Origin of the sequence: Rhodoferax sp. TH121 (assembly GCF_002251855.1) — a bacterium.
Lineage (GTDB): Bacteria > Pseudomonadota > Gammaproteobacteria > Burkholderiales > Burkholderiaceae_C > Allorhodoferax.
Window position 1 is genome coordinate 40,474 of sequence record NZ_NOXW01000018.1, and the last position, 24,651, is coordinate 65,124.

25 protein-coding genes are annotated in these 24,651 nt (G+C 62.7%); 9 read left to right on the forward strand and 16 right to left on the reverse strand.

Translation table 11 applies throughout. The features are described from left to right. The first annotated feature begins 5 nt into the window (after nt 1–5). A complete protein-coding gene (locus CHU94_RS03405) occupies nt 6–2,459 on the forward strand; it encodes a glycoside hydrolase family 3 C-terminal domain-containing protein (protein WP_094476786.1) in 2,454 nt (817 codons plus the stop codon). Nucleotides 2,460–2,468: 9 nt separating this feature from the next. On the opposite strand, the gene CHU94_RS03410 is transcribed toward CHU94_RS03405, so the two are convergent. Both CHU94_RS03410 and CHU94_RS03415 read right to left on the reverse strand, forming a co-directional pair. Beyond that, on the reverse strand, nt 2,469–3,104 hold the full coding sequence (locus CHU94_RS03410; protein ID WP_094476788.1) for a tRNA-uridine aminocarboxypropyltransferase: 636 nt from the start codon (nt 3,102–3,104) through the stop codon (nt 2,469–2,471). Next, nucleotides 3,104–4,006: a LysR family transcriptional regulator gene (locus CHU94_RS03415; RefSeq protein WP_094476790.1), complete on the reverse strand. Its 903-nt coding sequence runs from the start codon at nt 4,004–4,006 to the stop codon at nt 3,104–3,106. The genes CHU94_RS03410 and CHU94_RS03415 overlap by 1 nt, the downstream gene beginning before the upstream one ends. A 102-nt stretch (nt 4,007–4,108) precedes the next feature. Here CHU94_RS03415 and CHU94_RS03420 point away from each other — a divergent pair, with 102 nt between their 5' ends. Both CHU94_RS03420 and CHU94_RS03425 read left to right on the forward strand, forming a co-directional pair. Further along, nucleotides 4,109–5,131 (forward strand): NAD-dependent epimerase/dehydratase family protein, encoded by a 1,023-nt coding sequence (locus tag CHU94_RS03420; protein WP_094476792.1) that lies wholly within the window; start codon nt 4,109–4,111, stop codon nt 5,129–5,131. A 60-nt stretch (nt 5,132–5,191) separates the two neighbouring features. Then, a complete protein-coding gene (locus CHU94_RS03425) occupies nt 5,192–5,401 on the forward strand; it encodes a DUF4287 domain-containing protein (protein ID WP_094476794.1) in 210 nt (69 codons plus the stop codon). A 39-nt stretch (nt 5,402–5,440) separates the two neighbouring features. Here CHU94_RS03425 and CHU94_RS03430 read toward each other — a convergent pair whose 3' ends face one another. Both CHU94_RS03430 and CHU94_RS03435 read right to left on the reverse strand, forming a co-directional pair. Next, complete coding sequence (locus CHU94_RS03430) at nt 5,441–7,156, reverse strand: amidohydrolase (RefSeq protein ID WP_094476796.1); 1,716 nt, start codon at nt 7,154–7,156, stop codon at nt 5,441–5,443. 20 nt (nt 7,157–7,176) lie between these two features. Further along, nucleotides 7,177–7,566, reverse strand: a complete 390-nt coding sequence (locus tag CHU94_RS03435; RefSeq protein ID WP_176451911.1) for a hypothetical protein — start codon at nt 7,564–7,566, stop codon at nt 7,177–7,179. A gap of 114 nt (nt 7,567–7,680) precedes the next feature. On the opposite strand from CHU94_RS03435, the gene CHU94_RS03440 reads away from it, so the two are divergent. Continuing rightward, nucleotides 7,681–8,613, forward strand: a complete 933-nt coding sequence (locus CHU94_RS03440; RefSeq protein WP_176451912.1) for a LysR family transcriptional regulator — start codon at nt 7,681–7,683, stop codon at nt 8,611–8,613. Further along, nucleotides 8,610–9,644 (forward strand): adenosine deaminase, encoded by a 1,035-nt coding sequence (add, locus tag CHU94_RS03445; RefSeq protein ID WP_094476802.1) that lies wholly within the window; start codon nt 8,610–8,612, stop codon nt 9,642–9,644. The genes CHU94_RS03440 and add overlap by 4 nt, the downstream gene beginning before the upstream one ends. Here add and yghU read toward each other — a convergent pair. From yghU to CHU94_RS03460, 4 genes are all read right to left on the reverse strand, one after another. Continuing rightward, complete coding sequence (yghU, locus tag CHU94_RS03450; protein ID WP_094477069.1) at nt 9,641–10,498, reverse strand: glutathione-dependent disulfide-bond oxidoreductase; 858 nt, start codon at nt 10,496–10,498, stop codon at nt 9,641–9,643. The two genes, add and yghU, sit on opposite strands and share 4 nt — an antisense overlap. A 137-nt stretch (nt 10,499–10,635) precedes the next feature. Then, a complete protein-coding gene (locus CHU94_RS03455) occupies nt 10,636–12,159 on the reverse strand; it encodes a methyl-accepting chemotaxis protein (protein WP_094476804.1) in 1,524 nt (507 codons plus the stop codon). A 125-nt stretch (nt 12,160–12,284) separates the two neighbouring features. After that, nucleotides 12,285–12,425, reverse strand: a complete 141-nt coding sequence (locus tag CHU94_RS18985; RefSeq protein ID WP_255033801.1) for a hypothetical protein — start codon at nt 12,423–12,425, stop codon at nt 12,285–12,287. Beyond that, the gene (locus tag CHU94_RS03460) at nt 12,404–13,312 is read right to left on the reverse strand and encodes a LysR family transcriptional regulator (protein WP_094476806.1); all 909 of its coding nucleotides are present in this window, start codon (nt 13,310–13,312) and stop codon (nt 12,404–12,406) included. The genes CHU94_RS18985 and CHU94_RS03460 overlap by 22 nt, the downstream gene beginning before the upstream one ends. Nucleotides 13,313–13,434: 122 nt before the next feature. Between CHU94_RS03460 and CHU94_RS03465 the strand changes: the two genes are divergently transcribed. Genes CHU94_RS03465 through CHU94_RS03480 form a run of 4 tightly spaced genes read left to right on the forward strand, consistent with a single transcriptional unit; the run spans nt 13,435 to nt 16,327 of the window. Further along, complete coding sequence (locus tag CHU94_RS03465; protein ID WP_094477071.1) at nt 13,435–13,854, forward strand: DoxX family protein; 420 nt, start codon at nt 13,435–13,437, stop codon at nt 13,852–13,854. A 32-nt stretch (nt 13,855–13,886) separates the two neighbouring features. Beyond that, entirely contained in the window at nt 13,887–14,783 is an 897-nt protein-coding gene (locus CHU94_RS03470) for an SDR family oxidoreductase (RefSeq protein WP_094477073.1), read from the forward strand. A gap of 9 nt (nt 14,784–14,792) precedes the next feature. Continuing rightward, entirely contained in the window at nt 14,793–15,611 is an 819-nt protein-coding gene (locus CHU94_RS03475) for a class III extradiol ring-cleavage dioxygenase (RefSeq protein WP_094476808.1), read from the forward strand. Next, nucleotides 15,608–16,327, forward strand: coding sequence for a siderophore-interacting protein (locus CHU94_RS03480; protein ID WP_094476810.1), 720 nt, complete (start codon nt 15,608–15,610; stop codon nt 16,325–16,327). The genes CHU94_RS03475 and CHU94_RS03480 overlap by 4 nt, the downstream gene beginning before the upstream one ends. A gap of 8 nt (nt 16,328–16,335) precedes the next feature. On the opposite strand, the gene CHU94_RS03485 is transcribed toward CHU94_RS03480, so the two are convergent. The 8 genes from CHU94_RS03485 to CHU94_RS03520 form a co-directional block, all read right to left on the reverse strand. Further along, a complete protein-coding gene (locus CHU94_RS03485; protein WP_176451913.1) occupies nt 16,336–16,914 on the reverse strand; it encodes an esterase in 579 nt (192 codons plus the stop codon). 65 nt (nt 16,915–16,979) lie between these two features. Further along, nucleotides 16,980–17,339 carry a DUF4405 domain-containing protein gene (locus tag CHU94_RS03490; RefSeq protein WP_094476814.1) on the reverse strand — a complete coding sequence of 120 codons (360 nt, stop codon included), beginning with the start codon at nt 17,337–17,339 and terminating at the stop codon, nt 16,980–16,982. A gap of 45 nt (nt 17,340–17,384) precedes the next feature. Continuing rightward, complete coding sequence (locus CHU94_RS03495) at nt 17,385–18,425, reverse strand: alpha/beta fold hydrolase (RefSeq protein ID WP_094476816.1); 1,041 nt, start codon at nt 18,423–18,425, stop codon at nt 17,385–17,387. A 75-nt stretch (nt 18,426–18,500) separates the two neighbouring features. Next, nucleotides 18,501–18,920: a DoxX family protein gene (locus CHU94_RS03500; RefSeq protein WP_094476818.1), complete on the reverse strand. Its 420-nt coding sequence runs from the start codon at nt 18,918–18,920 to the stop codon at nt 18,501–18,503. A gap of 160 nt (nt 18,921–19,080) precedes the next feature. Beyond that, nucleotides 19,081–20,340 (reverse strand): Zn-dependent hydrolase, encoded by a 1,260-nt coding sequence (locus CHU94_RS03505; protein ID WP_094476820.1) that lies wholly within the window; start codon nt 20,338–20,340, stop codon nt 19,081–19,083. Between the two features lie 28 nt (nt 20,341–20,368). Beyond that, nucleotides 20,369–21,811: a dihydropyrimidinase gene (gene hydA, locus CHU94_RS03510; RefSeq protein ID WP_176451914.1), complete on the reverse strand. Its 1,443-nt coding sequence runs from the start codon at nt 21,809–21,811 to the stop codon at nt 20,369–20,371. Nucleotides 21,812–21,900: 89 nt separating this feature from the next. Then, entirely contained in the window at nt 21,901–23,208 is a 1,308-nt protein-coding gene (gene preA / locus CHU94_RS03515) for an NAD-dependent dihydropyrimidine dehydrogenase subunit PreA (protein ID WP_094476824.1), read from the reverse strand. A 60-nt stretch (nt 23,209–23,268) separates the two neighbouring features. Beyond that, on the reverse strand, nt 23,269–24,621 hold the full coding sequence (locus CHU94_RS03520) for an NAD(P)-dependent oxidoreductase (RefSeq protein ID WP_094476826.1): 1,353 nt from the start codon (nt 24,619–24,621) through the stop codon (nt 23,269–23,271). Between the last annotated feature and the right edge of the window lie 30 nt (nt 24,622–24,651).

The window sequence follows — 24,651 nt, forward strand, 5'->3', positions numbered from 1 at the left end:
ATCCCATGACCGCCCACGCACTCGACGCCTTGCTGGACTCCATGACCCTGGAAGAGCAGGTCGCACTGCTTACCGGAGCTGATTTCTGGTCCACCGTGCCCATTCCCCGCTTGGGCGTACCTGCGGTCAAGGTGAGCGACGGCCCCAACGGCGCGCGTGGCGGCATCTTCAAGGACGGTCCCAGCACCGCCTGCTTTCCCGCCGGCATTGCCCTCGCCGCCACCTGGAACCCTGCGCTGATCCAGCAAACTGGCGCTGCTTTGGGTGAAGAAACCAAGATCAAGGGCGCCCGCGTGCTGCTGGCCCCCACGGTCAACCTGCAGCGCACCACGCTGAACGGCCGCAACTTCGAATGCCATTCCGAAGACCCCTGGTTGTCCTCCGAGATGGCCGTGGCCTATGTGCGCGGTGTGCAGGGCACGGGCGTGGCCGCCACCATCAAGCACTTTGTGGGCAACGAGAGCGAATACCAGCGCATGTCCATGAGCTCGGACATTCCAGAACGCGCACTGCGCGAGCTGTACCTGCTGCCCTTTGAGCGCGCCGTGAAGGAAGCCGGCGTGTGGGCTGTCATGACTGCCTACAACCGCATTGACGGCACCTTTGCTGCTGACCACCGACGCCTGGTCAACGACGTGCTGCGTGAGGAATGGGGTTTTGACGGTTTGGTGATGACCGACTGGTTTGCCAGCCATGACACCGTCCAGGGCGTATTGGCCGGCACCGATCTTGAAATGCCAGGTACCACCCGAGAGCGTGGCCAAAAGCTCGTAGATGCCGTGAACGACGGCCGCCTGCCCGCCCAGGCTGTGCGCGATTGTGCGCGTCGCGTGCTGCTGCTCATGCAACGCGTGGGCAGCTTTGCCGACCCTGTGATCCCCGCTGAGCGCGCCGACGATGTGCCCGCCCACCGACAGCTCATCCGCACCCTGGGTGCCGAGGGCGCTGTGCTGTTGAAGAACAACCAGAACACATTGCCGCTGGCGGCCGACACGTCCCGTCGCGTAGCGGTGATTGGCCTGCCCGCCGTGGTGCCGCAAATCATGGGCGGCGGCAGCGCCACCGTGAACGCGCACTACCGTGTCGCCCCGCTGGATGCGTTGCGCTCACAGTGGCCCAACGCCACGTTCACCCACCACGCGGGGGCCAGCATCCACCGCTGGGTGCCCGTGCTGCGCACGCCCATGCAGTTGGAGTTTTTCAACAGCGCCGACCTCAGCGGCCCCGTGGTCTGCACCCAGACGGTGGACAACACCGAGCAAATCTGGGCCGGCCACGTGCCTGAAGGCGTGCAGCCTGGCACCTTCTCGGTCCGTGCCACGCTGCGCTTTGTGGCCACGCAGGCGGGGGCGCACCAGTTCTCCCTTATCAGCGCGGGCCTGAGCCGCGCCAGCATCAACGGGACGCCCGTCATCGACGCCTGGAGCACCTGGAGCCGCGGTGAGACCTACTTCACCTTTGGCTGCGAAGAAGTGATCCACACCCGCCAGCTGCAGGCCGGCGAGGTGTGCAATATCACCCTGGAATACAGCTCGGCCGCGTTTGAGGAAGTGAACTTCCGCGCACTGCGCTTTGGCGCCGGTCGCGTGCTGGACGCCAGCGACATCGCTGCCGCCGTGGAGGCCGCGCGCACGGCCGATGTGGCCGTGGTGTTTGCCGGCCTGAATGCCGAGTGGGACAACGAGGGCTTGGACCGCGTCAGCATGACCCTGCCGCACCATCAGAATACCCTGATCGCCCAGGTGGCCGCGGCCAACCCGCGCACTGTGGTGGTGTTGCAAACCGGCTCGCCGGTCACCACGCCTTGGCTGGACAACGTGCCCGCCGTGCTGCAGGCCTGGTACCCCGGTCAGGAGTGTGGCAACGCCATTGCCGACGTGCTGCTGGGCGCGGCCGAACCCGGCGGCCGTTTGCCACAAACCTGGCCCTTGCGCCTGGAAGACACCGTCGCCTTTGGCGACCCCGCGCAGTACCCCGGCGTGGACGGCCATGTGCGCTACGGCGAAGACGTGTTCATCGGCTACCGCCACTACCAGCAGAAGCAGCTGGCTGTGCAGTTTCCGTTTGGCCACGGCCTGTCGTACACGTCCTTTGACTACGGCCCCGTGCGTGGCGTGCCAGCCAGCTTTGGTCCGGGCGACACCATCACGCTGGAAGTGGACGTGCGCAACACCGGCAAGCGCGCCGGCCAGACCGTGGTGCAGCTGTATGTGAGTGACGCAGAGGCCAGCGTGGCCCGCCCCGCACGCGAGCTGAAAGCCTTTGCCAAGCTGCACCTGGAGGCAGGCGCCAGCGGCACCGCCAAGCTCACGCTGCCCATGCGCGCCTTTGCCTTCTACGACGTGGAGAAGAAACGCTGGACCGCCGAGGCCGGCAGTTTCGGCCTGCACCTGGGCACCACGGCCGACGACGCCTTTGCCAACCACAGTGTGGTGCTAACGGGCGATTGGCATGGCTGATGTTGCTATCTAATTAGGAGCTGTCTGCGCAGTATCCATAAGGGCCATAGGCTCATTTTGCACATATGCCTGCTGCTGCGCCACAAAGCCGTCAAACGCGGCCAGCAGCGGCTGCCAGCGGGCTGCGTTGCCCTCCAGCTGCGCCAGCGCAGCGCAGGTGGCCTCCAGGGTAGACAGCTGCCCCGGCGCGTGCGCCTTGCGGATGGCGTAGCGGCTCTCGGGCACTGCATCCAGTGCCAGCCGCGGCAGGCGTTGTAGTGCGGGGCTCAGGTGCAGCATCTTGCGGCTCTTGCGCCAGGTGGCGTCCAGCACCACCAAGCGCAGTGCGTGCAGATCGCGCAGATGTGTCGGATCCAGTGCGGCAGGTGCAGCGTGGCCCTCGTAGTCCGTGGGCGGGTACAGCAGCACCGTGGTTTTGTCATCGGGCATCAGCGCCTGCAGCGCTGCGTCGTCCCACGCTTCGCCCACCACCAACCGGCTGCCCGGCAGGCTCAGGTGCAGCAGGCGCGCGCTGTTCTTGGCATGGTGCTCTTCCAGCGGGTGTTGCAGCACCAGCACCTCGCAGGTGGTGGCTGTGGGTGTGGCAAAGCGGCAGATACAGGCCGCCAGCGGGCGCTGGCAGCGCGGGCAGGTGGGGCGGCCCATCAGGCTTCCATGTACGCCTGCAAGCCTTTCAGCAGCGCATCAAAGGTCACCTTGCAGCGCGGTGTGTTGCGCAGGTCTTCGTGCATGGTGAGCCAGGTTTCCAGCGTGAGGCTGAAGTGCTCCGGCAACAAGCGCACCAGCCGTGGCTCGCGCTGCGCCAGCAGGTTCTGGCACACCCCAATGCCGCAGCCCGCACGAATCAGCGCCAGCTGGGCCATGTCGTTGTCAGTGCGCAGCGCAAAGGCCTCGCGTTGCCACAGCGGAAAGTCCTTGCGCGCTGCGCGTATGAAGGCGTTCTCCTCGTCAAAGCCAATCAGCGCGTGCTGGGCCAAATCGTCCAGCGTCTGCGGCGTGCCGCGCCGCTCCAGGTAGCGCGGGTGCGCATGAAAGCCCAGGTGCACCTCGCCCACGCGGCGGGCAATCAGCTGCTCCTGCTTGGGCGGCGTCATGCGCACGGCAATGTCGGCCTCGCGCTGCAGCAGGTCTTGCACGCGGTTGCTCACCACCAGCTCCACTTTCAGGTCAGGGTAGGTTTCTTGCAGCTGCGCCACGATGGGCGGCAGCACTTCCACACCCATCACCTCGCTGGCGGTGATGCGCACCGCCCCGCGTATGCCGCTGCCCTGGCTCTCGGCAGCCCGCCGCAGTGCAGCTGCCGAGCTGTTCATGCTTTGCGCAAAGGGCTGCAGCGCGCGTGCCGCGTCGGTGGGCAGCAGCCCGGTTTGGGAGCGGGTGAACAGCGCCAGGCCCAGCGCCTTCTCCAGCGTGTCAATGTGGCGCCCCACGGTGGGCTGGGCAATGCCCAGTGCGCGAGCCGCGCCCGAGAGCGAACCCTCTTCCAGCACGCCCAAATACGAGCGGTACAGCTCCCACCCAATCTCGGTGTGGTTCTCGGTAGTCATACAGAAATGTATGGCCGCTGGCTCATGTTGGTCAATTGCTTATTAACAGCTGCCCTTGGAGACTTCATCCATCGCAACACGTTGTCTTCAAGGAGTTTTGAGATGAGCAACAACACGGCACTGGGAAACACGGCTTTGGTTCTGGGCGCCACCGGTGGCATTGGTGGCGAGGTCGCACGGCAGTTGGTCAACGCGGGCTGGAAGGTGCGCGCCCTGCGCCGCGGCGGCACGCAATCCGGCGAACAGAAAGGCGGCATCGCCTGGATCACCGGCGACGCCATGCATCGCGCCGACGTGTTGGCCGCTGCGCAGGGCTGCAGCGTCATCGTCCATGCTGTCAACCCACCCGGCTACCGCAACTGGGGCAGCCTGGTGCTGCCCATGGTGGACAACACCATCGCCGCTGCTCAGGCCCAGGGCGCCACCATCGTGCTGCCCGGCACGGTCTACAACTATGGCCCCAGCGCCTTTCCCACGCTGCGTGAAGATTCGCCACAAGAGCCCGTCACCCGCAAAGGCGCCATCCGCGTGCAGATGGAGCAGCGCCTGCAAGCGGCCAGCCGCCAGGGCTGCAAGGTCATCGTGGTGCGCGCGGGCGATTTCTTTGGCCCCAAGCCCGGTAACAGCTGGTTCTCGCAAGGGCTCATCAAGCCTGGTCAGCCGGTGAAGACCATCACACTGCCCGGCGCCCCCGGCGTGGGCCACCAGTGGTCCTACCTGCCTGACGTGGCCCGCACCATGGTGGAGCTGCTGCAGCGCCGCGACGCGCTGGAGCCATTCGCCGCTTTTCACATGCAGGGCCATTGGGACGCCGACGGCACCCAGATGGCGGAGGCCATCCGCCGCGTGGTGAGCAACCGTGGCGGCGCCCACCCCACGTTGACGCCCTTGCCCTGGTGGCTGTTTACCTTGGCTGCCCCGTTTGTGGTCACCCTGCGCGAGCTGCGTGAGATGCGCTACCTGTGGCAACAGCCCGTGCGCATGGACAACGCCAAGCTGCTGGCCACCCTGGGCCATGAGCCGCACACCCCGCTGGACGCGGCGGTAGAAGCGGCGCTGGTGGGCATGGGCTGCCTGCCGGAGCAGACGGCTGCGGCATCGCGGCTCGTGCATTCGGCACAGTGAGCGATAACAATAGGGGCCGCACGCGCAGCCCCGGTTCTGTGCTGCGACCAGGAGACCCCCATGGCAGCACCCGAAAAAGTCAAAGGCCCCGCGTCCTACTTCCCGTCAATTGAGAAGACCTACGGCCACCCCATGGCCCACTGGTTTGCGCTGGTGAAACAGCAGCAGGGCAAGAAGCACATGGAGATCGTGGCCTGGCTCAAGACCGAACACGGCCTTGGGCACGGCCACGCCAATGCCATCGTGGCGCACTGCCTGGCGGCGAAATAAGCAACGGCGATGGGGCCACATCCGTGCCCCATTCTTCACTTATTCCCAGCCCGGCGCTGAGAATTGGCGTTTACCATTGACGTAAGTGGCCAGCGTCTTGAGGGCATCGAGTTGTTGCACCGGTGTGGTGTACGGGTTCCCGTTCACGATTTGCAGATCCGCCCACTTGCCAACTTCCAGCGAGCCCGTTTGATCCTGCAAACGCAGCTGGTAGGCGCCGTTGACCGTCATGGCGCGCAGGGCTTGCTGGGCAGTGATCCCTTGGTCAGCATTCAACAGCAATCCGAGCCCGGACTGGCGAGTTATGGCGGTTTGCATCAACGCGAAACCGTGGGCTGGAAACATGGGGCTGTCGGCGTGAAGGGTGGGGCGCATAGACAAGGCAAATGCACTGCGAATGGGTAGCGTTTGTTGCGCGGCCAGCAGGCCCACCACGGAGTGTGCGAGCGCGTCGCCGTAATACTTGATGTGGTGAATGTGGAAGGACGCGGTGGCGCCCAAGCGTGCCAGAGACTCCACGCTGTCCTGGGGCATGAACACGCCATGCTCCAGTCGCACCACCGGCATAGGCCCTGCCAGAGGCCCCGCATTGTTGATGGCTTGCAGTACTGCACGGTTGGAGGCGTCGCCTTGGCTGTGTATCGCCACTTGCCAACCACCGACCGTGTACTTTTGCAACTTCTCCACAAGCGCAGCTTCCGGGATCATCGCCGCGCCTACCGAGCCCGGCTTGATGCCCAAGGTATGGGCCAGCGGGCTGTCTAGGTATGGCGTGCTGGTGTACATGCTGCCGGTGTAGGGTGAGCCGTCGTGCCACAGTTTGACGCCCATGACCCGGAAGAAACAGTTGCTGGTGTCTGGTGTGTCGGGCAGGTAGTTCAGCTCCTCTTCCACCAGATAGAAATACTGCCGAATGCGCGGGCTGAATTGGCGCGACGCAGCAACACGGGCCATGAGCGGCGGCACGTTGTAGCCCAGCGATGCGACCGAAGTGAAACCGTTGGACAGAAAGTTGTCCAACACATCCACATAGCGGTTGTAGATTTTCCAGGGCGACTTCAAGGCCTTGATCAAGGGCGCCGCAGCCCGGGTTTCGGCCACAAAACCTGTCAACTCACCGTGGGCATCGCGCTGGTAGTACGAGCCCGCCCCAGGGTCTGGGGTGTCTCGATCAATGCCTGCTTCTGCAAACGCACTTGAGTTGGCCCAGAAAGAGTGCAGTGTTTGCGACACCAGCACGAGTGGATTGTCCGGCGCAATGGCGTCCAGTTCTTTGCGGGTGGGAACCTTCAAGTCAGGCGTGAGGATGGCGTCCAACCCCCCGGCGTAAATCCACTGCCCCTTGGGTGCCTGGGCCACTGCGTCGCGCAGCGCCTGCCACACCTCGGCGTTGGTCTTGTACTTGAACCCTGAGAGATTGATAGCGCCGTTGAATACAGCGCTGATGGCCGGGTGTTCGTGGGCGGCGATGAAGCCGGGCATCAAGGTGTTGCCCTGCAGATCGATGACGCGGGTATTGGCGCCTTTGGTGGCGAGAACGCTGTCCGCACTGCCCGCTGCAGTGATGATTCCGTCGCGCACCGCCAATGCCTGCGCAACGTCGTTGTTGGCATTGACGGTCAGCACCGGTCCACCCACAAAGATGGTGTCGGGTGCTGTGGACCAGTTGCAGCCACCCAGAGCCGCGCCAAGGGCCACTGCCAGCAGCAGGCGAAGAAATGCGGGTTTGCGCCCACGCGGTGATGTCAATGTCATGGAAATGTCTGGGTCGAGGTTCAAGTGCTACGCAAGCGGCGCAGGCGCAGACAGCCCCACACGGCGGATGCAACGCCGAATGTATTGAGCAAGGCGCCGCCCCAACGCCAGCGTGGCGTAGACCAGTCCGCAGCGTCCCGCACGAACGCGCCCCAAATCGCAGGCGCAACAGCGATCACGATCACGGCACTGGCGACCCAATACAGGATGGGCCAGCGCATAACGCCCAGCACCAGGGCGATCGACAGGCACACCAAGGCACCCACAGCGAGCCACGAGGCACTAGGCCCGGGCGCAGGCTCACCTTGTGCAAGGCGCCACAGTCCCAACACATTCCAGGCGCACGCCAATAACAAATGCAGCAATTGCAGCGCCAGCGGGGGCGCCATCGTCCGGAGATTGATTTGCAAAGGTGTCTCCCCTTGGGGCTTGCGGTCCGACATCGGACCTTTTTTGTGCTTTGCGGTGCATTGTCAAAGCATTCATTCATGAGAACAATCGCAAAATATGCAAAGATTTATGCAATGCCTGCACCAATAGACCTCCGAAAAGTACAACACGCGCAGTGGCTGGCCCAAGAGCTAAGCTTTTCCAAGGCGGCCGCGCTTGCCAACCTGTCGCAAACCGCATTCAGCCGAAGCATCCAGGTGCTGGAGAGTGAGTTGGGCCTACGCCTGTTTGACCGCGGCACACGCTTCGTCCAAGTGACGAGTGCCGGGGCCAAATGGCTGGAACACGCGGCCGACGTTCTGGCCAAATCCAACACCATGCGCGCCTTGGCCCAGGACTTGGCCGATGGGGACGGTGGTGAGTTGGCCATGGGTGCCAGCCTGTTGGCTGTCAGTGGTGTGCTATCGGGTGTTCTCAATACGTTGCGCCAACAGCGACCCAAACTTCGCCTGCGGGTGGAATGCAGCCAATGGGAGGTCTTGCTGGAGCACCTTCTGGCAGACCGCATCGAGCTTTTTATTGGCTACCCCGCCATGTTGGCGGCAGACCCGCGCTACCGTGTCACGCCACTGGCACCCCAGCCCGTCTCGCTGTACGCGCGCAATGGTCATCCGCTGGCCGCTTGCAGCCAGCTCAGCCCACAACATCTGGTTGCCTACCCTTGGGCTTGTATCCAAATGCCGCCCGAGATTGCCGGCTCACTGCGTCACCTTCTCAGACAGGTGGGCATCTCCGAATTCCCAATTCAGATGGAGTGCGACAACCAAACCCTGCTGCGTGAAGCCCTGCTGTGCAGCGACACCTTGGTCTTGACGTGGGAAAGCTGGCTAGCCGAAGACATCGCACAGGGGCGCGTTGTGGAGTTGGCATCACGTATCCAACCGGCGTTGCCCGCGCACCTGCTGCAACTGCAGTGCGCCATCGTTCAGCACTCGCACCGCACACTGTCTCCCGCAGCGCACCAGCTCATCAACCTGATTGCACCCCAATCCCAGCCAATGCCATGAAATCACCCTTGCCACCCTCTGAAGAATCGCGCCTCAAAGCGTTACCCAAGGCCGAGGTGCACCTGCACCTGGAAGGCTGCTTTGAAGCCGCGCTGATTGCGCAATGGGCCAAGGCGGAGGGCGTGGCCTTGCCGCGTCCGCAGGAAGACCTGTTCAAGTTCTCCGGCCTGGCGGACTTTCTGGGTTTTCTTGATCTGGCCTGCGGCCTGGCCCGCACGCAAGACCGCTTGGTGGAGCTGAGCTACGGCCTGAGCCAGCGCCTAGCGGCCAACGGCACCGGCTATGCCGACGTCATCTTCAACCCGACGCACTGGCACGCATGGCATGGCCGCCTGGGCGCCATGCTCGATGCGATGGAAGCCGGGTTTAGCGCTGCCGAGCAAGACGGCCTGCCTGGCGTGGGCCTGTGCGTCAGCCTGCTGCGCACGCAGTCCGCCATTGAGGCCATCGAGCTGGTGAACACGTTGACGACGCTGCGCCACCCGCGCGTGGTGGCCCTGTCGGTAGACGGCAACGAAGCCACCACCGGCCGCACCGGCCCCCGCTTTGCCGAGGCCTTCCGCCAGGCCGCCACCGCCGGCCTGCGCCGCACTGTGCACGCGGGTGAATCCAGCGGCCCCGAAGGCGTGTGGGACGCCGTGGAACTGCTGGGCGCTGACCGCATCGACCACGGCGTGCGCGCCATCGACGACCCGGCGTTGGTGCAGATGCTGGCGGACCGACAGATCCCGCTGGGCGTGTGCCCTACGTCGAATCTGGTGCTGGGTGTCTATCCGTCCATCGAGGCGCACCCCATCGAACGATTGCGGCAGGCCGGTGTGCGCGTGTCCGTCAATACCGATGACCCGGCGCTGCTGGGTGCGAGTTTGGTGGGAGAGTACGCGTTGTGCCGGCAGGCGTTTGGGTGGACGGACGCGGCGACCGCCGCCGTAGCCCGCACCTCCATCGAGGCCAGCTTTGCCAATGCTGATGTGAAAGCCGGCTTGCTGCGCCAGCTGGACCACTGGCAAGCCGGCGGTAGCCTTCGTTAGCTTGGGAGCTTGCCGTCGAAGTCGCTGGCGTTGTGTCGCTCGCGCAGTTGCTCGGCAGGGTCGCCGGTCATTCGGTTCACCATGCGGCCGCGTTTGACGGCTGGGCGGCTGTAGAGCTGGTCTGCCCAGCGTTGCACGTGCTTGTATTCGTGCACGCTCAAGAACTCGGCAGCGTCGTACGCCCAGCCTTTGACCAGGCCGCCGTACCACGGGAACACCGCCATGTCGGCAATGGTGTACTCACTGCCTGCTAGGTATTCGTGTTCGGCCAGACGGCGGTCCAGCACGTCCAGCTCGCGCTTCACTTCCATGGCAAAGCGGTCAATGGCGTATTCGATTTTGGTGGGCGCATAGGCATAGAAGTGCCCGAAGCCACCACCCAGATAGGGCGCGCTGCCCATTTGCCAGAACAACCAGTTCAGCGTCTCGGTGCGGCCCCCAATGTCTTTGGGCAGAAAGGCGCCGAACTTTTCAGCCAGGTACAGCAGGATGGAGCCCGACTCAAACACGCGCAGGGGGTCCGGCCCGCTGCGGTCCAACAATGCCGGGATTTTGGAGTTGGGGTTCACGTCCACAAAGCCGGAGCTGAACTGGTCGCCGTCCCGGATGTTGATCAGCCAGGCGTCGTACTCGGCTCCTGCGTGCCCCAGTGCCAGCAGTTCTTCGAGCAGGATGGTCACTTTCACGCCATTGGGAGTGCCCAGCGAATACAGCTGCAGCGGGTGCTTGCCCACCGGCAACACCTTGTCGTGCGTAGGGCCGGCAATGGGCCGGTTGATGCTGGCGAACGTGCCGCCATTCTTTTTGTCCCAGGTCCAAACTTTGGGGGGAACGTAGGCGGAGGATTCGATCATGTGGGTTCCAAACGAGGGGTGGATTTTGGAACCCATGATAGAAGTGAAAGTGAATAAATGCTCGCCTCGGCTTCGCATCCTCAATCTCTGTGTGGCGAATGCCCCATGGCTGGAGATGAAACTGGTCCCCCAGCCAATCAAGCCACCCGGAACTGCCCCACGGTTTGTGACAGCGCCACGGCCTGATGGCTCAGTGACTGGGCGGCCGCAAATGCTTCTTCCACCAGTGCGGCGTTCTGCTGCGTGCCTTGGTCCATCTGCGAAATGGCTTGGTTCACTTGGGCGATGCCTGCGCTCTGTTCATTGCTGGCGGCACTGATTTCGGCCACCATGGTGGTGACGCTCTGCACGCCCTGAACCACCTCACGCATGGTGGAGCCCGCTTGTTCCACCAGTTGGGTGCCCACGCCAACCTTGGAGACGGAGTCGTCGATCAGACCCTTGATCTCTTTGGCTGCTGCCGCGCTGCGCCCGGCCAAGGACCGCACTTCGCTGGCCACTACGGCAAAGCCACGGCCCTGTTCGCCTGCGCGAGCGGCTTCAACGGCGGCGTTTAGGGCCAGGATGTTGGTCTGGAAAGCAATGCCGTCGATGACGCTGATGATGTCCACAATCTTGCGCGAAGACTCTTCGATGGAACTCATGGTGCCCACCACCTGCTGCACCACATCACCGCCGCGCACGGCCATCTCCGATGCTGTCCGTGCCAATTCATCGGCCTGCCGTGCATTGGCCGCGTTCTGCTGAACCGTGGAGGTGAGCTCCTCCATGGAGGCGGCAGTTTCTTCCAGTGCGCTGGCTTGCGATTCGGTGCGCGATGAGAGGTCGCTATTGCCTGCAGCGATTTCGGCGGAGGCGGTGTTGATGGAGTCGGTGCTTTCACGCACTTGTTTCACCAGATGCGCCAGGTTGTCGCGCATGGCACGAATGGCGTGCAGGATGCTGGAGGTGTCGCCCGGTAGCGTGTTCACCTCCACTGCCAGGTTGCCTTCGGCGATCTGGGTCACCACTTGGGCCGCATATTGGGGTTCGCCACCCAGTTGCTTCACCAGGGTGCGCAGCATTTGCCAGGCCATTACCACCAGCACCGCCATCAGCGCAGCACTGATGGACAACAAGATGGCCGTGTTGCGCCAGAAGGCGGTTTGGATGTCGTCCACGTAGTCGCCAAAGCCGATGATCCAGTCCCAGGGCTCGAACTTGATGACGGCGTAGAGCTTGTCCACTGGCTCTTTGGCACCGGGACGGGTGCCTGGTGCTGTCACCGTGCCGATGGTCTTGCCCTGCAGCGCATCGCGGTAGCGCACGCCCGCTTCCTTGCCGCCCTTTTCATCGACGATGCCGACCCGCTTGGGGTTGGGGTGCACGTAGTTCACATCATCGGTAAAACCGCGCACGAAGAAGTATTTGTCTTTGTCGACAAAGCTGCCGATGTTGCGCTTGGCTTCTTTTTGCGCGTCTTCGCGCGAGAGGGCGCCGCTCTTTTCCTGCTCATGGGCCTTTTGCGCCGCCGCATGGGCCAGCAGGACCAAGTTGGACAGCTGCGCGGTCCGCTCGTTCATCATCGAGCGGTACAGCGTGGTCAGCGCGACTGCGGAGAGGATGACCAGTCCCAACAGCGTGGCGGCACACAGCCAGAGGATGCGGGTCTTGAGTTTCATGGTGCGGGGCTTTCTCAGAATTCGATGGGGGAAACGGTGTCTAAACCATACACCGGCTTTCCCCGCTCCATCTCGCTCCGTCGGATATTTATGACATATTTATTACAAATATGTGGCGGTCTGTCTCAAGTACCTGCGCGCTCCAACATCGCGTGCAACAACACATTGCATCCCGCGGTAATGTGCTCCGGCTTGGCGTCCTCAATCTCGTTGTGGCTGATGCCGTCTTTGCAGGCGATGGAAACTAAGCCATTGCCACCGGCCATGCCTGCTGCTGCAGGTCCCCCAATAGCCAGCGCGCTCCCAAGCCCAGTGGGCGGAGTCGGTCGTGAATGGCAAAAAGATCAATGGCACGGGGGAGTAAGCCGGGGTCATTGATGTCCAGTCGTATCAGGCGCCCCGCCTCTAGATGCGGCTCCACCAGGTGCAGCGGCATGGTGCACCAGCCAAAGCCCGCCAACAAAAATTCCAGGCGTCGTGCAATGTCCACAAAGCGCCAGACGCGCGGGCTGACCACGCTGAAGCTGGGGCCGGGCATCTGAAGTGGATCGGTCAGGATCAGTTGCACATGTTCGGCCAGGATGTCTCGGGTGATGGGACGGGTTTCGGTGGCGAGAGGGTGGTCGGGGGCCACCACGGGTGCAAGGGTGACTTGGGTGAGTGTCGCTGCCTGCAACTCCTGGATGGTAGATGGCAGCAGGGCGCACAGTCCCAGAATGGCCGAGCCATCGCGCACCCGGCGCTGCGCGGCGCCCATACCTTCCGTGAAGAGCGTGACGGTCAGGTCCGGGTGCTGCGCCTGTAAACCTGCGAGGCTGCGAATCAGGGGCTGGGTGGGTACAAAGCTGTCCACCGCAATCGATAGCTCTGGCTCCAGTCCTGCGCTGATGGACTGGGCAGTTCGCTCAAACATGTCCGCTTGGCGCAAGACCTGCCGCGCCTGGGTGACCAACGCCCGTCCGGCCTCGGTGAACTGTGGTGTGCGCGAGCCACGATCAAACAGTTGCACACCCTGCGTCTCTTCCAGGTTCTGGATGCTGTGGCTGATGGCGGACTGTACCCGCCGTAGCTTGCGCCCCGCAGCAGAAAAACTGCCTGCTTCGGCAATGGCCACTAGCACGCGAAGTTGGTCCAGAGTCAAGTTGCCAATCATGATGTATCTGTCCGAAAGATGGTATTCATCAAAATTTTATCGCTTCCGTGAATATGTGCGTGTCTCTACAGTTCCAACTAGGCGTCTATTCATCAGATGCCGCATCTGAAAAGGACATGACCATGACAACTTCGACTCACACCTCCTCCCGCCCCGGCAAGATTCTTGGCCCTGCGCTCTGGCTTGTCCAAGCATTGCTGGCCCTCTTCTACATTTACGCCGGCATCACCAAGCTGAGCACGCCGCCCGCCGAGTTGGCCAAGATGATGCCTTGGACTGCGGCCCTGCCGCAGTTGGTGACCCTTACGGGCATGGTGGATCTGCTGGGGGGCCTGGGCGTTTTGCTGCCTTCCCTCACCCGCATTCAACCTCGCCTGACCGCGATGGCTGCCTTGGGCACCATCGTCTTGCAGACACTGGCGATGACCTTGCACCTGTCCCGCGGTGAAACCATGGTTGTACCCATGAATTTGGTACTGATCGCCCTGGCCGCCTTTGTGTTTTGGGGTCGTGGCCGCGCGCTGCCGATTGCCAGCCGCTAAGCCCCTTTCTATTTCATTTCAGGATCATGAACATGACCACTTTGCTTGTGACCGGAGCTTCCGGGAAATTCGGCCTCCGTGTATTGCACCATCTGCTGGAAACCCTGCAAATTGCACCCGAGCGCATCATCGCCACTACTCGCAAGCCTGCGACGCTTAGTGCTTTCGCCCAGCGGGGTGTGCGTGTGCGGGCTGCAGACTTTGACGAGCCCGCAAGCCTTCCACTTGCGTTTGCGGGTGCGGACCGATTGTTGATCATCAGTACAGACGCCATCGGCCAGCCAGGACGCAGACTAGAACAGCATGAGCGCGCAATTGCGGCTGCCGAGCAAGCAGGGGTGCAGCACCTGCTCTATACCTCTTGTCCAGAGCCAGAGGGTTCGCCCCTGCATATCGCGCCTGACCACGAGGGCACCGAGCAGGCCATACGCGGCAGCAAATTTACCGGCTGGACGCTTCTTCGCAACCATTGGTACTTTGACAACTTGATGTTCAGTTTGCCTGGGATTGCCGCCCAAGGCGGCAAATGGTTTACCGCTGCGGGCGAGGGCAGGGTGGCAAGCCTGTCGCGCGATGACCTGGCGTACGCGGCTGCAGTGGCCTTGGCGTCCCCAGGCGAAACCGGCAAGACCACCTACACCTTGAGTGGCGACGAAGCCCTGAGCACGGCAGAGCAAGCGGCCATCCTGGCGCGCGAGCTGGGCAAGGCTATCGAAGTGGTGCAGGTGCCGGTGGAAGCCATTGTGCAGGGCATGGTGGGTGCCGGCTTTCCGGAGCCTGTGGCAACAGCGCTGGCATCGTTCGACACCAACACCGCAGCGGGCCGTGTGGCCACCGTGACCGCGGACTTCCGCCGCCTGACGAATCGCCCTCCCCGGCGACTGGCGGACTGGGTGAAAACCAACCGCAGCATGCTGCTTGGGAATTGAGGAAAGCCCATGACTGAAACACGAATGCCTGCCTTTTTCTTGTGCCACGGTGGTGGCCCCTGGCCCTGGATGCAAGGTCCTTTGCGCGAGGGTTTGCGCGGGCTTGAGCGAGGCTTACTGGCTGTGCCCGGTCAATTGCCACAGCGCCCTGACGCGATCGTGGTGGTGTCAGCGCATTGGGAGGCGCGTGCTTTCATGGTCACTTCTGCAGCGGCACCTGGGATGGTGTATGACTATTCGGGCTTCCCCGCCGAGACGTACAGCATCCGCTATCCGAGTCCCGGGCAGCCCGCGCTCGCGGCGCGGATCGTGGATCTGCTCACTGCAGCCGGCTGCCCAGCCGCCGCAGACGCCCAACGCGGTTACGACCACAGTACCTACAGCTTGCTCCAAACCATGTATCCGCAAGCCGATATTCCTGTGGTGCAACTTTCTTTGCACGCAGGGCTGGACCCCGCCCTGCACATCCGGGCCGGGGCAGCATTGGCGCCCCTGCGGGAAGAAAACATCCTCATCATTGGCAGCGGCATGACCTGTCACGAGCGGGGTCCCGAGATGGCGGCATATTCCGGGCCCTTTGATGATTGGGTACACCGGGTGCTGCAAGACAGCGATCAGCAACGCCGGAAGGATGCCCTCACCCACTGGGAGCAAGCGCCATATGCCCGGGCGGTTCACCCCCATGAAGATCATTTCTTGCCCCTGCTGGTGGCGGTAGGCGCAGCCCGTGGAGATACCGCCACCGCCATCTACCGGGAGCGACTAATGGGCTTTATTGCTTCGTCCAGTTACCGCTTTGGCGAGGCTACCCGGGAGCTGGCGGCATGAGCGAGCTCACCACCACGGAAATGAACGCCAAAGGACCGTTTACGCGTCTGATCACCCGGGTCTTTTTCCGGACCGCACAGGTTTCCGATCACGTGCTGTTGGCCCCCTCGCTGCACTACATCACGCTGCAGGGCGAGGCGTTGAAAGGCGTCGCATGGACGGCCGGCGACAAAATCCAGATACGCTTGGGCTCGGGTTTGCAAACCCGCACGTACACCCCCATCCAATGGGACCCATTGCAAGGTAGCACCAGCTTTGTGGCGCAGACCTTGTCACCTGGCCCAGGGAGCGACTGGGTCACCGATGCAAAAAACGGGGCCGTCGTTGAGTTGATGGGCCCTCGCAGCTCACTGGCGCTGGGCGATACTGCAGCCAAGGACGTGATGGTGCTCGGTGATGAGACAGCGTTCGGTTTGACCCTTGCTTGGGGTGCGGGTCGCGCGGTGCTTGAGGTGGCCGCCCCTGAGGTTTGGGGACCCCTGTGTCATGCATGGGGCCAGTCTGCTGCGCTGATTGCCAAACAGGCCGATGACGCTCACTGGTCAAGGATGGAGCAATCGGTGTGGGAGCGCTTTTCGCCGCAGACCCACTTTGTCTTAGCGGGGCGTGCTCGCACGATCCAGCATTTTCTAAAGGCGCTCCGTGCCAAGGGGATCAGCGGGGATCGTATTCGAACCAAGGCCTATTGGGCTGATGGCAAAACCGGACTGGATTGAGCCCGCTCTCAGCCCGACACGAGGTAGTTGCGCGCCCGGTCCAGCAACTGCATGTTGATGCTGTGGCCAAGGTTTTCGGCCACGTCGAGTGTTACGCGGCTCCCTACGGTGTGGAGATTCTGTACGGAGGCGCGAAGCTCTTCCAGCGGAAGCAAGGCATCTTGCGCCCCTGTGAAGAAGTGCAGCGAAGTGCCTGGCACCGGTTTGGCAGCTTCGGGCAGCCTGCCTGAAAAGGCCAATACTTTGGCGGCTAAGCGCTCGTGCACACATGCCAGTGCAAGCGCCACACTTGCGCCTTGCGAGAAGCCGGCCAGCACCGTGTTATGCCACGGCACGCCGGTTTGCATCTGCACTGTGCTGATCCAGGCTGCCATGCGGGGCAATACCGCAGCGATCCGTAGTTGGCGGTTGTGGGGCGTCATGCCTTGCACGTCAAACCATTGCCTTGCGCCTGTGCTGATACCCGCGGACTCAAAGCCCTGAGGGGCTAAGGTCAGAGTACGTGGCTGACAGCCGCCCAACGTGTGCGCGAGCACTTCCATGTCCTCGGCGCGTGCGCCCCAGCCATGCAAAAGTACCAAAAGCATGTCGGGCTTCGGTTGCGTGTGGCCGCACTGCAAGGTGTGCGGCATCCAGGAGCAAGGTTTCAACATCATGGCTTGGCTGGGGCACTGCTTTGCTCGAGTTGTTGTGCCGCTTGGTCTACAGCAGCCGCCTTTGCGGGGTCTTGGGTGTTCAGTATTGCCACTGCGTACACCAGTACCAGAATCACACTCAGCACCGAGCCCGCCCACACTGCCGAACGATGGCGCGCGTGCGCAATCAGGCCGCGGTAGTTCAGCCTGAGGTGGCTGAGGATGGCCACGATCATCAGCACACCGAACAGCTTGTGCACCGGGTGCATACGAATAGTGAAAGAAGGCTGGTCAATGATCAACATCAGCACACCCGAGGTGGACATGGCGATGAATGACACCAGCAAGGTGATGGCTGTGAGGGCTCTGAGATTCATAAGTGGTTCTACAGGGAGTGGACAAAAATGCAGACAGCGGTAACGTTAGCCACGAGGTGCAGAATGTGCAGTGGGCGCGCTGTAGTGGGACAACAAAGTGGTGTGCTGAAGCGGCCAACTCTCCAAGGCTTTATGGTCGGCATCCCACACCGCGCGTAAAAACGCAAGTATCAGGGCCTGGCTGGCTTGTTTGACCAGAGGGTTGAGCTCAGCGCCACCGCTTCGGTTGCGGTCGGTGAACATGCTGTGGGAACCACCCTCATACACGGCGAGCCACTTCTGGTCGCCTCCGGTTGCGTGAAAAATCTTCAGTCGGTCTTCGGATCCGCTGAAGTAGCCGGGGATGCGTATGACGTCATCTGTTGCCGTGATGTGCAGGCTAGGAATCGTTATATGACCCAGAATGGGCTTCAGATCACCTTCGCCATAAAACGGTGGTGCAGAAATCACGATGGCGCCGCAGATACGTTCGTCTGCGAAATCCAAAACACCCCCAGCGCGTTGTACTCGGGCACCCGCTGCCAACAGTGTGGTGTTGGCGCCGTAACTGTGCCCTGCGGCGACGATACGCCGGGCGTCGAGTTTCTGGCCGAGGTCGCTGGCGATCAATGTGTCCAGCGCAAACCGGAGATCGTTCACTCGCTCCAGCGCTTCGCGTTCTTGCGCAGCCTTTTGGAGTCGACCAATCAAGCCAAGGACGTTACCCTTCCACAAGGTCAGGTCGCTGCCCACATGCTGCAGATGCAGGCTGGCGATACCGTGTCGAGCTAAATGCTGGCCAAACCAAGAGTAACCCTGGCGTGAGCCCCCAATCCCGTGTGAGAAGACAACCGTTGGCCATGGGTTTCTGGCCTGCTCCCCAGTGTCCGCGTCATAGGTCTTTGGCAGATAGAGGCGCACGGGAACCGCGCGTTGGCGTTGTGTATCGAACCAGTCCAGATCGCGTATTTCTACGCCTTGTTCGCTGCTAAACCGCGCAGGCCGAGAGGCGTCCGCGAAGGCAGCACCCCCCCAGGTGACCAGTGCGAGGGAGGCGCCTTTCTTCAAGAAGTCGCGGCGAACATTTCGTATGGGGTGCCGACTCATGGCGGGAGGTTTGTGGGTTGGATAGACACCGGCGTGGCCGGTGTCGCGTGTTGCTTACGCCCAATGCGGCAATGATCAGCGGGCAGTGATGGGGGCAGCTTTGCTGCGGCCCCAGTACACAAACGCAGCCAATCCCAACAGGATGACGTTAAAAGGGGTAGCGGGCCATTCGCCGCGGGAACCGTGGAAAGCGAAAGCCAGAACTTGCAAGACGATGATGCCCAGAGCGGCCAGCACCGTCAAACGAGGCTGAATCCGGGTAAGTGCGGGCAACAGGATGCCCAAGCCACCCAGCAGATCAACAATGCCTGTGAATGTTTTTAAAGCGGGGTACTGGGCTGCCCACACCATCATCTTGGCGACTTCGTCCGCCGGCGCCGCGAGTTTCATGTAAGCACCAAACAAAAGAAAGAAGGCCAGTACAAGCTGAGCCGCCCACAGCCCGACGCCCAGCAGGCGTCGAGGTGATGCGGTAGGAATAGTGGTGGTGTTCATAACAATCTCCAGATCAAAATAAAGGGTGATCTGTCGCAACAACAGACCTACCCTGAACGATAGAGATCGCAATGAATCTTGAGAAGCGATTAAATTTTGATGAAAACCATCTATATTTAAGATGGCTTGGTGTCAAATGCGTCTCTTCATTGGCCGAAACTCAAACCACTTTCGCCCGCTCCAACATCGCATGCAGCAACACATTGCACCCGGCGGTGATGTGCTCGGGCTTGGCGTCTTCAATCTCGTTGTGGCTGATGCCGTCCTTGCAGGGGATGAAGATCATGCCGCTAGGCGCTAGCTTGGCCATGTAGACCGCGTCGTGGCCGGCGCCTGAGACGGCGGGCATGTGGCTGTAGCCCAGGTTTTTGGCGGCTCGACCCACAGCGTCCACGCAGTCGTCGTGAAAGGCAATCGCCGAGTAGCTGGACACCATTTCAATCTTCACGTCCACGCCATGCTCTTGCGCTACTTTGGCGGCGAAGGCTTTCACCTCGTCGGCCATCTGGTCTACCAGCGCGTCGGTGCTGTTGCGCAGGTCGATGCTGAACTTCACGCGGCCCGGAATCACGTTACGGCTGTTGGGGAACACCTGCACCATGCCCACGGTGCCGCGGCCATGCGGCGGGTGGCGGTGGGCGGCGGCCACCACGTCTTGCATGATGCGCGTGGCGGCCAGCATGGCGTCCTTGCGCAGGCCCATGGGCGTGGGGCCGGCGTGGGCTTCCATGCCGGTCACGGTGCAGTCAAACCAGCGAATACCCAGCACGCCGCTGACCACACCGATGGTCACGTCGTTGTCTTCCAGCACCGGGCCTTGTTCGATGTGCGTTTCAAAATACGCTCCGATGGGGTGGTCGCCAGGTTCCTGGTCGCCGATGTAGCCGATGCGCTCCAGCTCGCCCTTCACGCTCTTGCCTTCGGTGTCGGTGGCGGCATAGGCATGTTCCAGCGTGAAGGCTTTGGCAAACACGCCCGAGCCCATCATCACGGGCACAAAGCGCGAGCCCTCTTCGTTGGTCCAGAAGGCCACTTCGATGGGCGCTTCGGTTTCAATGCCCAGGTCGTTCAGCGTGCGCACCACCTCAATGCCCGCCAACACGCCGTAGTTGCCATCGAATTTGCCGCCAGTGGGCTGGGTGTCGATGTGGCTGCCGGTCATGATGGGGGGCAAGCTGTTGTTGCGGCCCGCGCGGCGCATGAAGCCGTTGCCGATCTTGTCGATGGTGACGGTCATGCCGGCGTCGCGCGCCCAGCCCAGCACCAGGTCACGGCCCTGCTTGTCCAGGTCGGTTAGCGTCAGGCGGCAGACGCCGCCCTTGGGTGTGGCGCCAATCTTGGCCAGCTCCATGAGCGAGGCCCAGAGGCGGTCGCCGTTGATGCGGACTTTGGAGATGTCGATATCGGTTGCGGTGCTCATGGTGGTGTCCTTGGGCTTGGCTATGGGTTTAACGCTTCACGGCGGTGGGCGCCAGTGTTTCAGCGCGCAGGCGGCTGGCAGAGAAGTTGTCGCTGAAGGCGGGGCGTTTGAGGTAGCGTCCCTTGCCTTGCACGGCGCGCAGGTCGCCCTGCACGTAGACCAACTCGCCCTGGCTCACGGTGTGGCTGGGGATGCCCTTGACGGTGCGGCCTTCGAAGATGTTGAAGTCGCCCTTGCTGTGCTGCGTTTTCACCGACAGGGTCTTGGTACCCGCCGGGTCCCACACCACTAAATCGGCGTCGGCGCCTACGCTCACGCTGCCCTTTTGCGGGTAGATGTTGAACAGCTTGGCGGTGTTGGCGGAGGTGACAGCCACAAACTCGCTGGGTGTCAGGCGCCCGGTGTTCACGCCTTCGTCCCAGATGACGGCCAGGCGCTCTTCCACGCCACCGCAGCCGTTGGGGATTTTGGTGAAGTCGTCTTTGCCTGCGGCCTTTTGCGCAGCGCAAAAGGTGCAGTGGTCGGTGGCGGTGGTGTGCAGGTTGCCGCTTTGCAGGCCGCGCCACAAAAATTCGCTATTGCCCTTGGGGCGGAAAGGCGGGCTCATCACGTGGGCCGCAGCGGTGGCAAAGTCGGGGTGGCGGTAGACGCTGTCGTCCAGCACCAGGTGGCCGGCCAGCACTTCGCCGTATACGCGCTGGCCGCGGGCGCGGGCGCGGGCAATGGCTTCAGCCGCTTCCACGCAGCTCACGTGCACCACATAGATGGGCACGTTCAGCACGTCGGCAATCGCAATGGCGCGGTTGGCGGCTTCGGCCTCCACCATGGGCGGGCGGGAGAGCGGGTGGCCCTCAGGCCCCTTGATGCCCATCTCCGACACGGTTTTCTGCAGCAGGTAAACCAGTTCGCCGTTCTCGGCGTGCACGGTAGGCATGGCGCCCAGTTCCAGCGCGCGCTTGAAGCTGTTCACCAGCGTTTCGTCGTCGCACATGATGGCGTTTTTGTAGGCCATGAAGTGCTTGAAGCTGTTCACGCCCTCTTGCTGCACCAGCGTGCCCATGTCCTGGCGTACCTGCTCGCTCCACCAGGTGATGGCGACGTGGAAGGTGTAGTCCGACGCCGACTTCTCGGCCCAGCCGCGCCACTTGCGGTAGGCGTCCATGATGTTCTCTTGCGGGTCGGGGATGACGAAGTCGATGATGGTGGTGTTGCCACCGGCTAGTCCGGCCGCCGTGCCGGTGAAGAAGTCGTCCATCGTCACCGTGCCCATGAAGGGCAGCTGCATGTGGGTGTGCGGGTCAATGCCGCCGGGCATGACGTACTGGCCGCCCGCGTCCACCGTGGTGGCGCCGGCCGGGGCCGTCAGGTTCTCGCCCACGGCCACGATCTTGCCGTCTTGGGTAATCACATCGGCCTTGAAGGCGCGGTCCGCGTTGACCACGGTGCCGCCACGGATAAACAGAGTCGTCATGATTTGCTCCTAAAACAATAGCTGCTTGCGCAATAAATACGGGGTCTGGAGGCCATTTTGATGCCTAAATGCCGCTCTATCAAGTCCGTTCAGGCGCTGGCGCGCATCGGGTTGTTGGGGTGGGTGGTCCAGTCGGCGTGCACCGGGCTCACGGGTTTGCCGGTGCGTTGGTCCACTTGGCCCACCGGCACGTCGCGCATGCTGATGGTGTTGGGCACCGGGCACACGGTCACGCACAGGTTGCAGCCCACGCATTCGTCTTCCTTCACCTCAAAGTGGCGTTTGCCGTCTTTCATGAAGGTGATGGCCTGGTGGCTGGTGTCTTCACAGGCGATGTGGCAGCGGCCGCACTGGATGCAGCTGTCTTGGTTGATGACGGCTTTGCTGATGTGGTTCAGGTTCAGGTAGCGCCAGTCGCTCACGGTGGGCACGGCCTTGCCCACGATCTGGTCCACGCTGGTGAAACCCATCTCGTCCATGTAGGTGGACAAGCCGCTCTCCATTTCCTGCACGATCTTGAAGCCATAGACCATGGCGGCGGTGCACACTTGCACCGTGCCGGAGCCCAGGGCGATGAAGTCCAGCGCATCGCGCCAGGTGCCGATGCCGCCGATACCGCTGATGGGCAGGCCGGCAGTGGCGGGGTCACGCGCGATCTCGGCCACCATGTTCAGCGCAATGGGTTTGACGGCTGGGCCGCAGTAGCCGCCGTGGCTGCCCTTGCCGCCGGTGCTGGGCGACATGGTCAGGGTGTAAGGGTCCACGCCCATGATGGAGTTGATGGTGTTGATCAGGCTCACCGCATCGGCCCCACCGCGCTTGGCGGCTTGGGCGGGCTTGCGGATGTCGGTGATGTTGGGGGTGAGCTTCACGATGACGGGCAGCTTGCTGTATTGCTTGCACCAGGCCGTGACCATCTCGATGTATTCAGGCACCTGGCCCACGGCCGCGCCCATGCCGCGCTCGCTCATGCCGTGAGGGCAGCCAAAGTTCAGCTCAATGCCGTCGGCACCCGTGTCTTCCACGCGAGGCAAGATGGCCTTCCAGCTCTTCTCTTCGCAGGGCACCATCAACGACACCACCATGGCGCGGTCTTGCCAGTTGCGCTTGACCTCGGTGATCTCTTTCAGGTTGAGTTCGAGGTCGCGGTCAGTGATCAGCTCGATGTTGTTGAAGCCCATGAGGCGGCGGTCGGGCGACAGCAAGGCGCCGTAGCGCGGGCCGTTCACGTTGACGACGGGGGGGCCGGCTTCGCCCAAGGTCTTCCAGACTACGCCGCCCCAGCCGGCTTCAAACGCGCGGTTGACGTTATAGGCCTTGTCGGTGGGCGGGGCAGAGGCAAGCCAGAAGGGGTTGGGGCTTTTGATGCCGACGAAATTGGTTGCGAGATTGGCCATGGTGTGACTCCGGTGTTCTTGAGGTTGTGAGGTCGTGATGTCTCGTGACGGAGGGGCCGATCAGGCCTTGAGGTACGCGTGGATGGCTTTGGCAGCCAGCTTGCCGTGTTCCACGGCCTCCACGGTCAGGTCCAGCCCGCCGGCACGGCAGTCGCCGCCCGCCCACACGCCTTTGAGGTTGGTCGTGCCCTCGGCATCGGTGGCAATTTTTCCGCCCGAGAGCGTCAGGCCGGCCTCGGCCAACACAGGGTTACCCAGCTTTTGGCCAATCGCCTTGAGCACGGTGTCGGCCGCCAGGGTGGTGGTTTCGCCGGTGGGGGCGAGCTTGCCGTCCACCATCGCCTGGTGTGCAAAGGTGATGCCGCTCACATGGCCGCTCTGGCCCAGCACCTCCACGGGTGCCAGCCAGTGGTGGATGGTCACGCCGTTGGTTTGCGCCCATTCCTGTTCGGCCTTGGAGGCGGACAGACTTTCGGGCCCTCGGCGGTAGACCATGTGCACCTCTTCAGCACCCAGCAGCTTGCTTTGCACCGCGGCGTCGACCGCCGTCATGCCGCCGCCGATGACCACCACGCGGCGGCCCACGGGCAGGGTGGACAGGTCTTCGGTCTGGCGCAGGGTGGCAATAAAGTCCACTGCGTCTTGCACGCCTTGCAGGGTTTCGCCCACCACACCCAGTGCTTGGGTGGTGGCCAGGCCTAGACCCAAAAAGACGGCGGCGTAGTCTTTGCGCAGGCTCTCCAGCTGGGCTGCGGTTTCCAGTTTCCAGTTGTGCTGGATGGTGATGCCACCAATGTCCAGCAGCCATCGCACTTCACGCTGGGCAAAGTCGTCGGGGGTTTTGTAGCTCGCCAGGCCGTATTCGTTCAAGCCGCCGGCCTTGGGCTTGGCGTCAAAGATGACCACGTCATGGCCTTCACGCGCCAGCGTGTAGGCACAGGCCAAACCTGCAGGGCCGGCGCCGACCACGGCCACCTTTTTGCCGGTAGCGGGGGCGCGGGTAAAGATCTGGGGCTTGTCGCTTTCCATCAGCGCATCCACCGCGTGGCGCTGCAGGCGGCCAATGGCGACCGGGCGGTCTTCCTGGGTGTTGCGTACGCAGACGGCTTCGCACAGGTTTTCGGTAGGGCAGACACGGGCGCACATGCCGCCTAGCGGATTGCTCTCCAGAATGGCCTTGGCAGAGCCGCGCAGGTTGCCATCGGCAATGCGCTTGATGAAGGACGGCACATCAATGCTGGTGGGGCAGGCCGTGGCGCAGGGTGCGTCATAGCAGTAGAGGCAGCGTTCCGCCTCCAGCAGGGCTTGCGATTCGGTGAAGCGCGGGGTGGCGTCGGCAAACCGTTGGGCGTATTCCTCGCTGGCGAGGCGGCCTGCACGAACGTCGGCGGGAGAGGGTGAGGGGGTAGACACGCTGGCAACTCCTTTAAAAACTGACCGTTT

Coding starts and splice junctions, on each gene's coding strand:
- yghU (WP_094477069.1), bottom strand. CDS start 10,498: ATGATCGAATCCTCCGCCTACGTTCCCCCCAAAGTTTGGACCTGGGAC.
- CHU94_RS03480 (WP_094476810.1), top strand. CDS start 15,608: ATGAGCGAGCTCACCACCACGGAAATGAACGCCAAAGGACCGTTTACG.
- CHU94_RS18985 (WP_255033801.1), bottom strand. CDS start 12,425: ATGGCCGGTGGCAATGGCTTAGTTTCCATCGCCTGCAAAGACGGCATC.
- CHU94_RS03415 (WP_094476790.1), bottom strand. CDS start 4,006: ATGACTACCGAGAACCACACCGAGATTGGGTGGGAGCTGTACCGCTCG.
- hydA (WP_176451914.1), bottom strand. CDS start 21,811: ATGACGACTCTGTTTATCCGTGGCGGCACCGTGGTCAACGCGGACCGC.
- CHU94_RS03460 (WP_094476806.1), bottom strand. CDS start 13,312: ATGATTGGCAACTTGACTCTGGACCAACTTCGCGTGCTAGTGGCCATT.
- CHU94_RS03420 (WP_094476792.1), top strand. CDS start 4,109: ATGAGCAACAACACGGCACTGGGAAACACGGCTTTGGTTCTGGGCGCC.
- preA (WP_094476824.1), bottom strand. CDS start 23,208: ATGGCCAATCTCGCAACCAATTTCGTCGGCATCAAAAGCCCCAACCCC.
- CHU94_RS03425 (WP_094476794.1), top strand. CDS start 5,192: ATGGCAGCACCCGAAAAAGTCAAAGGCCCCGCGTCCTACTTCCCGTCA.
- CHU94_RS03440 (WP_176451912.1), top strand. CDS start 7,681: ATGCCTGCACCAATAGACCTCCGAAAAGTACAACACGCGCAGTGGCTG.
- CHU94_RS03495 (WP_094476816.1), bottom strand. CDS start 18,425: ATGAGTCGGCACCCCATACGAAATGTTCGCCGCGACTTCTTGAAGAAA.
- CHU94_RS03505 (WP_094476820.1), bottom strand. CDS start 20,340: ATGAGCACCGCAACCGATATCGACATCTCCAAAGTCCGCATCAACGGC.
- add (WP_094476802.1), top strand. CDS start 8,610: ATGAAATCACCCTTGCCACCCTCTGAAGAATCGCGCCTCAAAGCGTTA.
- CHU94_RS03500 (WP_094476818.1), bottom strand. CDS start 18,920: ATGAACACCACCACTATTCCTACCGCATCACCTCGACGCCTGCTGGGC.
- CHU94_RS03410 (WP_094476788.1), bottom strand. CDS start 3,104: ATGGGCCGCCCCACCTGCCCGCGCTGCCAGCGCCCGCTGGCGGCCTGT.
- CHU94_RS03485 (WP_176451913.1), bottom strand. CDS start 16,914: ATGCTTTTGGTACTTTTGCATGGCTGGGGCGCACGCGCCGAGGACATG.
- CHU94_RS03470 (WP_094477073.1), top strand. CDS start 13,887: ATGACCACTTTGCTTGTGACCGGAGCTTCCGGGAAATTCGGCCTCCGT.
- CHU94_RS03490 (WP_094476814.1), bottom strand. CDS start 17,339: ATGAATCTCAGAGCCCTCACAGCCATCACCTTGCTGGTGTCATTCATC.
- CHU94_RS03455 (WP_094476804.1), bottom strand. CDS start 12,159: ATGAAACTCAAGACCCGCATCCTCTGGCTGTGTGCCGCCACGCTGTTG.
- CHU94_RS03475 (WP_094476808.1), top strand. CDS start 14,793: ATGACTGAAACACGAATGCCTGCCTTTTTCTTGTGCCACGGTGGTGGC.
- CHU94_RS03405 (WP_094476786.1), top strand. CDS start 6: ATGACCGCCCACGCACTCGACGCCTTGCTGGACTCCATGACCCTGGAA.
- CHU94_RS03430 (WP_094476796.1), bottom strand. CDS start 7,156: ATGACATTGACATCACCGCGTGGGCGCAAACCCGCATTTCTTCGCCTG.
- CHU94_RS03465 (WP_094477071.1), top strand. CDS start 13,435: ATGACAACTTCGACTCACACCTCCTCCCGCCCCGGCAAGATTCTTGGC.